A 13364-nucleotide genomic window follows, 5' to 3' on the forward strand; every position below is an offset into this window, starting at 1 on the left:
GCGGGGCAGGTCAGTTTTTGAAGGTGAGTATCGAGGACACACAACAGCGATGATACCGAGCACTTTAAGGTGTGTGTCCTGATAAGCGCATTTTTTTACTAGATTACTTCCAAGGTAGTATGTGCCACATCAAACATTTTTCACGGCCATTTGAATGATCCCTCTGGTTAACTTTTTAATTTCGAGGAGGCTTTTGCAGCTTTTACGAGCATCACGGCTAAAACAGACAATAACCTTTGCAGCATCTTTTGGCGCAATCGCTTTTTCATTAGATGCAGTTTCTAAAACTTTTTGCACAAGTTTTTCAAATGTCCTCCAGTATGTTTTCATCTCTTCGGGAGCATAAGTCTCTGCATTTAATAGAATGTCGTAACTTTCCTCAGACTTAGAGAATTGGTTAAATGGTTCAATGACGAAAATGGAAAGTAGTGCCCATAATTTATCTTCAATGCTATTTTCAATATTTAATTTCGACTGAGCTTCTAATTGAAACTCTTTAACTACTTCTAATACACATGCGGAAAATACAGTCTGTTTATCTGAAAACACAGAATACAGCGTAGGCCGAGAAATTTGACTCGATTTGGCAATATCTCCCATAGTGACTTTCTTGAAACCAAATTTAATAAATAAACTTTCAGCTTCTTCAATGATTACTTCTTTATTTGTTTTCAAGGGACACCTTTTGCCTTAGTTTAAACTTGTTCTTTACATTTTAACAAAAAATGATAAATTGTAAAGGCAAAAACAAGAGAGGTTAATATGAAATTTAAAAATAAAGTAGTAGTTATTACTGGTGGTGGAACAGGTTTAGGAAAAGCAACAGCACTCAAATTTGCAAGAGAAGGTGCCCATGTTGCTATTTTGGGAAGACGTGAAGAAGAATTAAATATTGTCGTCAATGAAATTGAAAAAAATGGGTCGGAAGCGCTCGCCATTCAAGCAGATGTTTCAATTGAGTCAGATGTAGAAAAATCAATCCAACAAGTCGTTGATAAATGGGGTCGTTTAGACGTGGCATTTAATAACGCTGGTATGCTTGGGGAGATGAAGCCGATCACTGAATTAGAATCTTCAGACTTTGACAAAACTATGGCGGTAAATACAAAAGGAGTTTGGCTTTGTATTAGAGCGGAATTACAGGCAATGCTAAAAACGAAAACATCAGGAGTGATTGTGAATACTTCTTCCTTTGTTGCTCGTGCTCCTAACGCTGGCGGTTCCGTCTATGCTGCAAGTAAAGCTGCTTTAGATGCAATGATCCAAGCAGTAGCACTTGAAGTGGGAGGCTCAAATATCCGCGTTAATAACATTGCCCCTGGAGTTATCAAAACACCAATGTCTTCTGATCTTCCTCAAGAGTTTCAAACGGCGTTAGCGAATCACTCAGCATTAAAGCGACTTGGAGAACCAGAAGATATTGCTGATGCTGTATTGTGGCTTTGTTCAGACGATGCTCGGTTTATTACAGGCCAGTCGATTTTAGTTGATGGTGGGATCGCGATTCCTGGCTTTAGATAAGAGTGGTAGCGGATCAATTCTAATTCTAAAAAGTAAACTTTTGTATTTTGTTAAAGAGACTTTTACTTGCCTTGCCTTGCCTTGCCTAATGCTTTATTACACTTAGATATTTAGCCAAAATTAGCTGACACAGAATTCTGAACGCCTTCTTCAAACCACCGCACTTTAGCGGTGGTTATTAAAAATCTAGTTATCATTTTTTTTAACCAGTTTCGAGCAATAGATTTGTTCTACATAATCATCGCCATAATCTTTATAGCTCATCCCGGATAGGTAGCTTCCTTTCGGACAATAGGTTTCCCCTGTATATTTTACATGTTTCCAGCCAACACCTTCCACGGTATGTTGAGCGACTTCTAGGCAGCGAAAAGCCTCGATACTGTCATCACCTGAATCTTCGTAATATAATTCAGTGATAATACTATTGTTGGGGCAAAAATAGTCTTTTGAGCCTTTGCCATCCATTTGTTTTGTTGTAGTTTTATACGTTGCCCATCCCCAGCTTGGTGTTTCATAATGAAATTTTTCGATACTCCGGTCAGTGTCTCCAGCGCCGTATACGGCATTAATACCACCGTTTACCCCATACCAACCGGTTCCTTTGCCATTCATTTGTTTCCAAGATGAAGATGTTTTTTGGCCAGATTTACTGTCGATAGAAGGAGAAGAAAAATAGTCCACTGTACTGGGGAAATCTTCATAACCTTCCTGACTCTCGCCTGCAAATGTGTTCATCGACATGCTAAGAATTGTACCTGCCATCATGAGTTGTAATTGTTTTTTCATTCTTTCCGTTTCCTTATTTGATTACGAAATGCAACTGGTTGCATTTATCATTGTAGTCTATAAAAAACATGCAGGATTTTAGTATCAATTTTGTGCTGATTGGCCGCGATAGGACTTTCGCACTTGAACGTGTAGTGGTTGTGAAATTGAGAAATTGATTGCTTCCCAAACCTCAACCTCAACATTTCACCGCCCAGCCTCCGGCTTCCAGATTTGACGCACAATTGCGTTGTTCAATTTCAGTAACATCGGTGCTCAGTGCGCCAGTTCATCTTTCAGAGATGAAAGACGAACCAGAAAATCTTTTTTGTTTGGCTTGGGTGCATGTTGTCCAGAACCGGCTTTTACGGGCGTCCTGCCCGGAAAAGCCTAACCATTCATCCGTGAATGGTTTTCCTCGTTTGGCGGTTGATTTGAATGGAGTGAAACATTTTAAAAGCGAAGCCAAATTGACCGATGATCTCAGGGGGAAAATTCAGGACGAATTTTCAGGATTGCTTGAGCAGGATGCGAATCAATCCGACCCTGATTATATGCACTAAACTCAAACCCTAAGCATTTTGGGGTACTTTTTCTGCTGTGAAAAAGTACCTGGGGCGCAGGCGGAGATGGCAATGAGATCGGAGAAGTCATTGCGTCCTAAACACCTGCATTACAATTTTATCTTTCCAGCCTCAGGCTCCCAGATTTGACGCACAATTGCGTTGTTCTATTTCAGAGGCATCGGTGCTCTGTGCGCCAGTTACTCTTGCAGAGATGCAAGCGTAACCAGAAAATCTTTTTTGTTTGGCTTGGGTGCATGTTGTCCAGAACCGGCTTTTACGGGCGTCCTGCCCGGAAAAGCCTAACCATTCATCCGTGAATGGTTTTCCTCGTTTGGCGGTTGATTTGAATGGAGTGAAACATTTTAAAAGCGAAGCCAAATTGACCGATGATCTCAGGGGGAAAATTCAGGACGAATTTTCAGGATTGCCTGAGCAGGATGCGAATCAATCCGACCCTGATTATGTGCACTAAACTCAAACCCTAAGCATTTTGGGGTACTTTTTCTGCTGTGAAAAAGTACCTGGGGCGCAGGCGGAGATGGCAATGAGATCGGAGAAGTCATTGCGCACCAAACCACAGAGCCCCCATTTCTCCCCCTAAACACTTGCATTACAAGTTTTCTCTTCTTAGCCTCCGGCTTCCAGATTTGACGCACAATTGCGTTGTTCAATTTCAGTGACATCGGTGCTCAGTGCGCCAGTTCATCTTTCAGAGATGAAAGACGAACCAGAAAATCTTTTTTGTTTGGCTTGGGCGTGTGTTTTCCAGAACTGGCTTTTACGGGCGTCCTGCCCGGAAAAGCCTAACCATTCATCCGTGAATGGTTTTCCTCGTTTGGCGGTTGATTTGAATGGAGTGAAACATTTTAAAAGCGAAGCCAAATTGACCGATGATCTCAGGGGGAAAATTCAGGACGAATTTTCAGGATTGCTTGAGCAGGATGCGAATCAATCCGACCCTGATTATGTGCACTAAACTCAAACCCTAAGCATTTTGGGGTACTTTTTCTGCTGTGAAAAAGTACCTGGGGCGCAGGCGGAGATGGTAATGTGATCAGGGAAGTCATTGCGCACCAAACACCCGCATTATAATTTTATCTTCTTAGCCTCCGGCTCCCAAATATGCCGCACAATCAGCGATTCCCTAACAAAAAACTTGAATAGGATGCGAATCCATTTCTTATTGTTTCATGTCGTCATTGCTTCAATATTGGCGACTACTTTTAGCATACGGATAAAAGCATCGACGGACGCTACGGAGGCAGACTCATGCATGGTGTGGTAACCAATCGTCGGTATCTGGATCGTGGTGCCGTCCACCAAGCCATTGGATGCGGCAATAATCCGGCCAAGCTCGGTACTGCCTAATGATGTCGGTGGTAATCCTTGTTCGGCGCGCTTGGCATTTTCTTCTGCGACATAGCGGTTTTTATACTGGTAGCTAATCTTGTTTTCCACACATAGGCTTTCAAGCAGCTGGGTACTTTCTTGATTAAATGTTGCGTTGGCGTCTTTTTCTCTTAAAACCAGTAGTTGCTGATTGGCGGCTTCAATGTTCGGGAATGGGCTGGTATCGACCACAAATAAGCGGTTCGTGGAGCCGCCAAAACGCCGGAACCACTCCAGTAAGTAGCGCCAGCTTTTACCGGATTCCTCTTGGGCGGTGAAGAAGGCGGTGCCTTTAAAGCCATGCTCAAAAAGGTGGACCAGCGCTGCGGCTGAAATGACATTATCGAGCTGGCCTTCTAAGCGATTATCGACCTGATGTAATTGGTCATTGAATGCAATCGGGGTACCGGCCACGACGCTCTCTAATCCTTTGGTCTCAAAAATTAAGTTGTTACGGAATTCACACACGTAAGCGCTATTGATGATGCCTTTGCCACAGTACATGCCTGACCAAGGTTCGTAGGCGTAGACTTCTTCATGGTTGAAGCGCTCTGTCACCTTTGTCATGAGTTCTTCCGACACCGAGTTGTTCAGCAAATCTGTGCGGTTCGCCGATACAAACGCGGCGTACTGGAACTCATTGGGGCCGGTACAGACCAAACCATGCCGGTCAATATGGGCAGAAAACATGGTGCTGAACGGGTCACTGCCCTGAGCGACCAATAGCCCCTCATACCAAGTCACTTTTGCGCCGCGCTCTTCCAGCTCACGTTGTAGAACACGAAAAAAAGAATGCTCTGCACCCACAACGCTTGGGGCACGAATCAGCAGTTTAAGCAGGTCGATAAAATGATCACTGGGCATATAGCGCTCCAATCAAGAGAGAGTCTTTTGTTTTATAAACTGAATTCACTAAATAACATACTCTTTTTATAATTTTGTAACTATTTTTTAACCATATCTTTCAATAGCGACTGACTATTGGGGGCTCTGCGCGTTTGTGACGCATCAATAGAAGAGACGCTTGCAGAGATGCAAGCGTCATCAGAGTGTGATTCAAAGTGGTGTCGCGATGGATTTAGGGTGTGTGTCCCGATAAGCTCGGCATTGAACGCCTTTATGCAAGCTGAAAGCGTGCAGACACCTCGCTTAGGCTTCGGCTCGTGGATTTGAGTTCCTCACTGAGTTTTTCTGTGTCGTGTACACTGCGGTGAATATCCTGAGACATTTGGTGAATTTCATGGATACTGTGCGCCAGCTCTTTCGCCACATCCAGTTGTTGCTCGGTTGCTGCGGCAATCATGTGACTCATGCCATCAATGGTTGTCGCCGAGGTCATGACATGCCCGATACTTTCTTGGCTGCTGCGGGCTTTTTCGAGGCCTGATTGCATCTGCGTCTGGCTGTTAGCCATGGTGTTTACGGCTTGTGCTGCATGATTTTGAATGACATTGATGGTCTGATTGATTTCATCAATAGAGTCTTGCGTTTTTTGTGCTAAGGAGCGAATTTCGTTGGCAACCACTGCGAAACCTCGGCCTGCTTCTCCGGCTCTGGCAGCCTCAATAGCAGCATTGAGCGCCAGTAAATTAGTCTGCTCTGTGATGTTGCGAATAACCTGCGAAATCATTTCAATGCCCGCACTGTCATTTTTCAGCGCTTGAGTCACGGTTGAGGCTTCAGCAATCGCCCCGGAAAGTGATTCAGTCTGGTTGAGCGATGCTTGGATAACGTTTTGGCTGTTGGTTGCATGGCCTTTGACATCCGCTGCGCTTTGGGCGGCTGTTACCGTATGCTGAGCGACATCGGCAAAGCTCGCTTGCAATTGCGACATCGCTGATGCCACTGTGCTGATTTCGCTTTTCTGCTGATCGAGGCGCTGTGTGGTATTGGCCATTCTTTCCAACATGGTCTGACTGGCATTCTCGACAATCTGAGTGTTTCGCTGCACGCCTTCGGCCAAGCGATAGATCCCTTGTTGCATCTGATCAAATGAATGTGCGGCGCGTCCTAATTCATCGTCAGCAAACTGGGTTAATGCTAAACGAGTGCGCAAGTCTCCTTTTTCTACCGCATTCATTTGCTCAATCAGTACACTCAAGGGCTTGTTGACTTTGCGGGTCAGTAAGACACCGAAAATGATCAAAAACAGCAGTAAGACTACGCCAACAATCGCTTCAATTACCATGGCACGCTCCATTGCGCTCGATTCTTGATTTTTCATGGTGATACCTTGCTTTAATAATGTTTCTTGCAAGTCACTCAGAGAATCAACGATGGTATTAAAAGGTGCGAGCATCGGCCCTAACATCTCCACGCGTGCTTTATCGATTTCACCTTGGTCAATCAAGGTGAGGTAGTGGTTTTGCATATCACGATAGGCATTAATCCGAGTTTGCACGGTTTCCATAAAGCTTTTCATCTCTGCGGTATCGGCTACGCCACGGAAACGTTGCAGTGATGCTGCGACTTTTTTGTCGTTTTCATCGATAGTTTTCTGAATGTCTTGATGGGCACTGACGCTGGTGGTCAGGCCGTAATCCAAGGCAAAACGACGGTAGGTCACCGTATAGAAACGCAAATCCGAAAGGACGGATTGCACTTGTAAATTGTGGGTCACAAGGGTATTGAAGTGCTCGCGTACATTACTGATGACGACAATCAGGTAGATCCCCAAAGCAAAGACCATCGTGATGGCGATGCCAAAGCCCCATTGCATCGCTCTGGCGATTGATATTCTTGATAACATGTCTATTTCTCCCCCATAGACTGATGATGAGAGCGATTATCAAGAATTTATTTTAATAAATAAATTACATTGTATGAATTAAATCAATAGGATTTGCCTATCAATGGTGGTGTGTGTCCTCGTAAGAATATGGTGGCAGGAACCCAAACAATGCAGCCCTCAGGCTGCATGTTTCGTGGTCAGCAAAATCATTAATAATCTGATTCAAAGGCGCCTAAATCGGGGGCGACGCCGTGGTAGTCATCGCCGACATAGGTGCCTGCATCAATCAAATCACTGCCTTTTTTCAGGCGCGCGTATTTGATTTTTGGCAGTGAACCATCGGCTTGGCGAGGGTACATCAACTCACGTTCATCAAGACGGAGAAAGTCTTTTGAGGTGATGGTGACAGGCAAGTTGAAATAGTTATAGCTGATGTCATTCTCGGTGCTGTTTCCCAGATTGATCACTTCGTTGTGACCGTCGAAGCCTAAGTTATTACGCATATAATGACCGTAGCCTTTGACATCGGTGCGGTTGTCATCAAGTGTCGATAACATGTTGTAGTTCGCACTTTGGTTACGGATGGCGGTGTTATTGATCCAGTTCTGACCGCCGATATGGTGATTCGCGTAGAAACCGGCAGAGCGGTTACGGACTGCCAAATTGTAGCGCACCGTATGGCGCGGAATGACACTTGGCGTTGCACTGCCGTTGCGACCATAGCCACCGGCTTTAAAACCATTGCCATCGCCCAGTTTCGTGAAGTCCTGACCGTAGCCATTGTAAAAAGCCCAGCTATATTCGATGGTGACGGCAGCGTCTGCGTTGATTAAGTCAAATCCGTCGTCACTGTTAAACCAAGCGCGTGAATGGCTGATGACATTCCCGGTGTAAGACGCTGAAGTCGGATGAGCCCCAAAGCCATCGACATTACCGTCTGAATAGTGGTTTAAACCACGGTTGTTGTAAGCATCGACATTGAGAACATGGTTGTTACTGCCGGCGACTAAGTACCAGCCGATGCCCATACCATCATGAATGGCTAAGTTTTCGAACAGGTTGCCGTTGCCTTTGTTGATCATAAACGCTTCAGATTGTGTGCGGTGATCAGCGATGGTGACCTGTACGCCGACCACGTCAAAGCCTTTAAACACGCAGTTATCCGCCCGTACCATGAATGCGGTGTTGCGATAGTTGGCTGGTTTGACATTCGAAAAATCAAACACGGGACGCTCGGTGCCATAGTTAATATAGCTGATGTTGTCTTTGGTGATATTGTTGACGATGGCGCGAATATCCTGATACTGCGTGATATTCGAATCATTGAGATAGTAAGTTCCCCCGCGGATATAGACGGTATCACCGGCCGAAGCCGCTGACTGAGCCGCCATCATGGTTTTTAATGGTGATGAGAGGGTCCCTGCGTTGTTATCTGAACCATTCGGGGCAATATATAGGTTTTTCGCGAACCCCATATGGCTGACAGTGATCAGCATCGATAAAGCAATGATTTTGAATTTCATAATTGATCCATGTGTTATTGGTTTCATAGATAAAATATCTGGATTGATTAATAAGATCGATCAATTAAGAAACGGTGTTTCATTTTTCTGAATCATGGTCACTGTTGTGTATGGCTGACTCCCAACAGTGACATGAAGATAAACAGATGTGAACTTTCACACCTCGGGTCGGGTTGATACGATCTAAATGTTGTCTATCAGTCTGGTGATCGATTGTCTGGCCTGGGCTATTGATTGCTGATGGCGATGATCTGATAACAGCATTACTGGATACTATCAATGATCTTATGTCATCACCGAATAGAACCTTGTTTTTATCGGTGGGCCACGGAATATGAAATTCAGTGAGTTTCTTTGATTGCAATAGAATCGTCGTTATACGCATAACAATCTCATCTTTGTTTAAATCATAAAAGATAAAAACCTCTGAAGTTATATTCAGAGGTTTCTTGATTTGAGCATTTAATTTGCAACTGTTACTAAAGTAAATTAAATGTCATGATTTACTCTATGATATATTGAAATTTTTATTCATAAACTCGGGTTGCAATAAATTCTTTGCCTTTATATTTTCCAGTGAATTCACGATATGTTCTGCTATCATAGTTAATATCGAAGTCGTCAGATATGTAACCAGTTGTTCCATCATTTAATCTATATTCTTGATAGATTATCTTTACTCTCATTTGAGAGTTGTCACTATTAAATGTCAAATCCCATAAGCCTGAATTTGTCTCTGAGGGTCTATTATCGTTTCTTTGAATATATTTAACTTGCCCATCTTCAGTGATATATTCAATATATTTAACTTCATCAATATTGACGGTTTTAGCACTGCGAATTGATTCACCAGAAACAAGGGTGACAGGTGTCTTATAGGTTTCACCATCTTTTTCTAGTAGCTTTAATTCGCCATCGTTGGTAACGAAAATAATATCATTTCCATTTACACTTCCATAATCGCTATAGATACCAGAATAAGAATAACTTTTTACATTTTCATTTTGGAATAGTGTGTTTACTTTTGGTGTTGTAAATGAAACATCATCCGTAGCAAAAGCCTGAAAAGAGAAAAGAGATAATAACAGAGTCGCGGAGAGTAACTTTTTCATATATATCCTTATAATTTATAATGATTAATGGAAGTGTCAAGAATAATAATATAGTCAATTAATGTCAATGTGTTTGATATCTTATGTTGTTTATATTTATGAAAAATTTAGTGAATGAAGGGATCGTCTGGTGTAGAGCGGCTTCAATACTATATATCAAAGATCTGAATAAAGAAGAAAAACTCGTTAGACTCCAACAGGCATTAGAGCTGTGCGACATTGATAACCCCGATTTTTATGAAGATGAAGTCGATATCCACCTCTGCCAAAGGCCAGCAGAAGAAAGTGGTGACACCGTGCAAAAATACCAAACATTAGCAGGCTCAAAGTTCCATCACGTTCAGTAAAAAATCATACAACAGTACGTAGGCCACAGGTAGCCGTAGCTACCTGTAAATAACATCATTCAGCTGCTATAGCTGTCGGTGCTGCGGGTCTGAGATAGCTGCCGATGATAAAGGCGACCAACCCGAGTGCCAGTGTCGGTACAATCGGATGAATCCCACCGAGATCAGGCTTGCAGGCTACCAGCGAAATATAGCTGCTCAAACCAACCACCATACTGCTCAATGCTCCGGTTGCCGAGGCTTTGGACCAGTACAAACCCAACACCAGCGGCCAGAGGAAGACTGCCTGTAAACCACCTAAAGCCATCAGATTGAGCCAGATAATCATATCCGGCGGATGAGTGGCTGCTAAAAAGACCAGCAGGGCAAAAATACCTGTGACCCAAACAGAAAGACGGCTCAGCTTACGTTCACCCTGATCTTCTTGCAGCATCCGGGGATTGATATAGTTGAGATAGAGGTCTTTGAGCAGGGTTGCCGAAGCCTGAATCAGTTGCGAATCGATAGTGGACATGATCGCCGCCATTGGGCCGGCGAGAAAGATACCCGCTACCATCGGAGGTAACACTGTCATCATCAATGTCGGCATAATCAGATCCGGGCTGGCAACTTCCGGAATAATTCCCCGGCCAAGCGCACCGGCCAGATGGGTACCGAACATCAGTAAAGCCATCATCACTGTGCTGATAACAATCCCTTTATGTAACGAAGCACTGTCTTTATAGGACATACAGCGAACCGCTGCATGAGGCAGGCCGATCACTCCGAAACAGACTAACACCCAGAAACTCAGAATAAACGGCTGGCTGAGAAAATGATCCGGCCCGTATGGGGTGACTAACGCGGGATCGATCTGATGCAGCCGGGTGACCAGTTCACCAACACCGTGACCGGCATGGATGACGCCCCAAAGTAACACAAAGGTTCCGATCAGCATCATAATTCCCTGAACGGTATCGGTCAGGACCACCGCCCGGAAGCCGCCGATCGTGGTATAGAGGCCGACCGTGCAGGCGAACAACAATAGCCCCTGATGATAAGACAGCCCGGTGACGGTTTGCAGTAATCTTGCCCCTCCGACAAACTGCACCACCATTGTACCGAAGAAGGCGAGCAGCAGTGTCAGTGAAGCAATAATGACGACGGTACGGTTCTGAAAACGGGCAAATAAAATATCATTGAGGGTTACCGCATTGTGGCGTCTGGCTTCCATCGCAAATTTTTTCCCCAGTACGCCTAAGGTCAGCCACGTTGCAGGCAATTGAATCATCGCCAGTAACACCCAGCCAAGTCCCATTTTATAGGCGGCGCCCGGTCCGCCGATAAAACTGCTGGCGCTGGCATAGGTTGCTGCCAGTGTCATGGCGAGAACAAACCCGCCAAGGCTGCGACTACCGATAAAATATTCACTGAGAAATTGACCCGGCCGATGATGACGGCGGGTCAGCAGGGCCAGCCCAAAGACGGCGGCAAGATAGATCAATAACGGAATAATTAACTGACTATTCATGGTCGGGATTCGGTTGTGAAGTGTGGGTCTGAGATGAATTCAGTGTGCTTGAGTCTGATTCCAAACCGTCTTCTTCTGTGGTTAGAGAGAAATTACGGTAGACGTATTTCACCATCAGCGCGCACAGGAGGGTAAAAAGCACCGGGCCAATAACACAAGACAGCAGAAACCATAATGGCATTCCCCAATAAAGCTCAGGTAACGCCTGCGATTCAGGTGAAGGGGAAAAACCGTAAGCCGTCGCATACCACCAGATAAAATATCCGAATGCCAGTGCGATTGCCCATAAGGCTTCCCGGTGTGCCTGACGATAAGACTCAGTCTGTTGATTCATCGGCTTGATTCTCCCTGTTCCCCGCAGCTAAAAAGACCATCATCTTTGAAATCATTCAGTTGAAGATCTTTTCTGTCTCTGAATTTGGTGGGCGATGATACCAGATTGTTGACGATGAAGGTAAGTTGAGAATGCTGTTCATTACCGTGAATCTGAATTGGTTCTCAGGATAAACGGCACCCGAAGTCATCAGATGATTTGTCAATGATGGGTGTAAGAGATTTGATCGTTGCATCCATAATATGAGTATTATTTCACGTAATTTATGATTGGTTTTTGTGTTTGATCGACCTTCTGCCCATATTTTCTCTATGTTCAGGAGAAAATTTCCTGCCCGGTGCTCGGTTTCAGCCTGATGATAAAGCATGGTTCAGATATGGATTCCGTGTCTTATTTGGCGGGCTCCATATGGATAGCCGAGGTTGAGAACGTTCCTTCTTAGACATCCGAGAACCTTGAATCAGGAGATGAATTGCATGGTGTTCACTCAATTATTTCGCAGCCACCTCGGGAGAATTCGGCCCCGGTGTTGGTTGTCTGTCCTTTCGATACTTTGCCCGCTGTTGTTCACTGTTTATGTGCCTTTTATTCAGGCGAATGGCGTCGTCAGCGGTGATACGAGCGATAAAAAAATCGTCTTTAGTAATTCCTATGCAGGCAGTGATTTTCGCAAAGTGATGGTTCAAAACTGGAAAGATGTCGCATCACAGGCACAGCACAATGCATTGATCAGCGAGGCTCCGGTGTTCAGTGCCAATAACTCGGTACCGGAGCAGGCGCAGCAAATCCAGAATATGATCATGGAAGACTATGATGGCATTGTGATCCTGGCTGCATCCGATACCGCGCTGAGGGGGGTTGTTCGTGATGCCTGTCAGGCTGGTATTGTGGTGGTGGTGCTGGCCAGTAAGGTCAGTGAACCTTGTGTTTATGAGGTGAACTACGATTGGGATGAAATGGGGCAGGCTGAGATTGACTATGTTGCCAAACGCTTGCAAGGCAAAGGCAATTTGCTGGAAATTCGGGGGATTGCCGGTGATGCAACCGATGCGGATATCAGTTCGGGGATTCACAAAGCCGTACAACAATATCCGGGTCTGCATATCGTCCATACGGTATACGGTCAGTGGACTAATTCGGTTGCCAAGAAAGAAGTTGCATTAGCGCTGCCGGCATTACCGAAAATTGATGCGGTGGTGGTGCAGGGCGGCGATGGTTATGGTGCCGCAATGGCTTTTCAGGAAGCCGGACGGCCTGTGCCGATTATTGTGATGGGCAACCGACAGAATGAGTTAGCTTTCTGGCAGCAAGCGCGGGATGCTCACGGTTATGAAACATTCTCCATTTCGGCCAGCCCGAGTATTTCACAGGTCGGGTTTTGGGTCGCACAGCAAATTCTGGCCGGAAAAGAAGTACCGAAGGTGGTACACGTACCACTGGTGACGATATACAGTGACGAGCTGGATACATGGCTTGAGAAAATCCCCGTCGGCGGTGCAGCAAACCCGTCATATTCTCAGCAAGATGTGGTGAAAATGATTGATGCCGCCATGCAGCAGTAAGGGT

General features: G+C 44.9%; 12 protein-coding genes. 4 read left to right on the forward strand and 8 right to left on the reverse strand.

The features are described from left to right. Nucleotides 1–129: 129 nt before the first annotated feature. The gene (locus OCV37_RS05400) at nt 130–675 is read right to left on the reverse strand and encodes a TetR/AcrR family transcriptional regulator (RefSeq protein ID WP_038181668.1); all 546 of its coding nucleotides are present in this window, start codon (nt 673–675) and stop codon (nt 130–132) included. An 87-nt stretch (nt 676–762) separates the two neighbouring features. Between OCV37_RS05400 and OCV37_RS05405 the strand changes: the two genes are divergently transcribed. Continuing rightward, nucleotides 763–1521, forward strand: a complete 759-nt coding sequence (locus tag OCV37_RS05405) for an SDR family NAD(P)-dependent oxidoreductase (RefSeq protein ID WP_038181665.1) — start codon at nt 763–765, stop codon at nt 1519–1521. Between the two features lie 186 nt (nt 1522–1707). Here the strand turns inward: OCV37_RS05405 and OCV37_RS05410 are convergent, their stop codons facing one another. Continuing rightward, the gene (locus OCV37_RS05410) at nt 1708–2307 is read right to left on the reverse strand and encodes a hypothetical protein (protein ID WP_038181662.1); all 600 of its coding nucleotides are present in this window, start codon (nt 2305–2307) and stop codon (nt 1708–1710) included. 158 nt (nt 2308–2465) lie between these two features. Between OCV37_RS05410 and OCV37_RS05415 the strand changes: the two genes are divergently transcribed. Further along, on the forward strand, nt 2466–2849 hold the full coding sequence (locus OCV37_RS05415) for a hypothetical protein (RefSeq protein ID WP_261888130.1): 384 nt from the start codon (nt 2466–2468) through the stop codon (nt 2847–2849). Between the two features lie 1191 nt (nt 2850–4040). Here the strand turns inward: OCV37_RS05415 and OCV37_RS05420 are convergent. From OCV37_RS05420 to OCV37_RS05435, 4 genes are all read right to left on the reverse strand, one after another. After that, a complete protein-coding gene (locus OCV37_RS05420) occupies nt 4041–5105 on the reverse strand; it encodes a peptidase M42 (RefSeq protein ID WP_038178458.1) in 1065 nt (354 codons plus the stop codon). A gap of 253 nt (nt 5106–5358) precedes the next feature. Continuing rightward, entirely contained in the window at nt 5359–6990 is a 1632-nt protein-coding gene (locus OCV37_RS05425; protein WP_038178459.1) for a methyl-accepting chemotaxis protein, read from the reverse strand. Between the two features lie 191 nt (nt 6991–7181). Next, entirely contained in the window at nt 7182–8495 is a 1314-nt protein-coding gene (locus OCV37_RS05430) for a right-handed parallel beta-helix repeat-containing protein (protein ID WP_038178460.1), read from the reverse strand. 527 nt (nt 8496–9022) lie between these two features. After that, entirely contained in the window at nt 9023–9607 is a 585-nt protein-coding gene (locus OCV37_RS05435) for a hypothetical protein (RefSeq protein WP_038178461.1), read from the reverse strand. A 98-nt stretch (nt 9608–9705) separates the two neighbouring features. Here OCV37_RS05435 and OCV37_RS05440 point away from each other — a divergent pair, with 98 nt between their 5' ends. Then, nucleotides 9706–9954 carry a hypothetical protein gene (locus OCV37_RS05440; protein WP_157634870.1) on the forward strand — a complete coding sequence of 83 codons (249 nt, stop codon included), beginning with the start codon at nt 9706–9708 and terminating at the stop codon, nt 9952–9954. 55 nt (nt 9955–10009) lie between these two features. Here the strand turns inward: OCV37_RS05440 and panF are convergent, their stop codons facing one another. Both panF and OCV37_RS05450 read right to left on the reverse strand, forming a co-directional pair. Beyond that, nucleotides 10010–11464, reverse strand: a complete 1455-nt coding sequence (gene panF / locus OCV37_RS05445; RefSeq protein WP_038178463.1) for a sodium/pantothenate symporter — start codon at nt 11462–11464, stop codon at nt 10010–10012. Continuing rightward, on the reverse strand, nt 11457–11798 hold the full coding sequence (locus tag OCV37_RS05450; protein WP_051680313.1) for a YhdT family protein: 342 nt from the start codon (nt 11796–11798) through the stop codon (nt 11457–11459). The genes panF and OCV37_RS05450 overlap by 8 nt, the downstream gene beginning before the upstream one ends. Nucleotides 11799–12274: 476 nt before the next feature. On the opposite strand from OCV37_RS05450, the gene OCV37_RS05455 reads away from it, so the two are divergent. Then, the gene (locus OCV37_RS05455; RefSeq protein ID WP_084717413.1) at nt 12275–13360 is read left to right on the forward strand and encodes an ABC transporter substrate-binding protein; all 1086 of its coding nucleotides are present in this window, start codon (nt 12275–12277) and stop codon (nt 13358–13360) included. Nucleotides 13361–13364 lie beyond the last annotated feature (4 nt).

The sequence above is a fragment of the Vibrio rhizosphaerae genome (assembly GCF_024347095.1).
In the GTDB taxonomy this organism is placed as follows: Bacteria; Pseudomonadota; Gammaproteobacteria; order Enterobacterales; family Vibrionaceae; genus Vibrio; species Vibrio rhizosphaerae.

Coding starts and splice junctions, on each gene's coding strand:
- OCV37_RS05405 (WP_038181665.1), top strand. CDS start 763: ATGAAATTTAAAAATAAAGTAGTAGTTATTACTGGTGGTGGAACAGGT.
- OCV37_RS05410 (WP_038181662.1), bottom strand. CDS start 2,307: ATGAAAAAACAATTACAACTCATGATGGCAGGTACAATTCTTAGCATG.
- OCV37_RS05420 (WP_038178458.1), bottom strand. CDS start 5,105: ATGCCCAGTGATCATTTTATCGACCTGCTTAAACTGCTGATTCGTGCC.
- OCV37_RS05425 (WP_038178459.1), bottom strand. CDS start 6,990: ATGTTATCAAGAATATCAATCGCCAGAGCGATGCAATGGGGCTTTGGC.
- OCV37_RS05430 (WP_038178460.1), bottom strand. CDS start 8,495: ATGAAATTCAAAATCATTGCTTTATCGATGCTGATCACTGTCAGCCAT.
- OCV37_RS05435 (WP_038178461.1), bottom strand. CDS start 9,607: ATGAAAAAGTTACTCTCCGCGACTCTGTTATTATCTCTTTTCTCTTTT.
- OCV37_RS05440 (WP_157634870.1), top strand. CDS start 9,706: ATGAAAAATTTAGTGAATGAAGGGATCGTCTGGTGTAGAGCGGCTTCA.
- panF (WP_038178463.1), bottom strand. CDS start 11,464: ATGAATAGTCAGTTAATTATTCCGTTATTGATCTATCTTGCCGCCGTC.
- OCV37_RS05450 (WP_051680313.1), bottom strand. CDS start 11,798: ATGAATCAACAGACTGAGTCTTATCGTCAGGCACACCGGGAAGCCTTA.
- OCV37_RS05455 (WP_084717413.1), top strand. CDS start 12,275: ATGGTGTTCACTCAATTATTTCGCAGCCACCTCGGGAGAATTCGGCCC.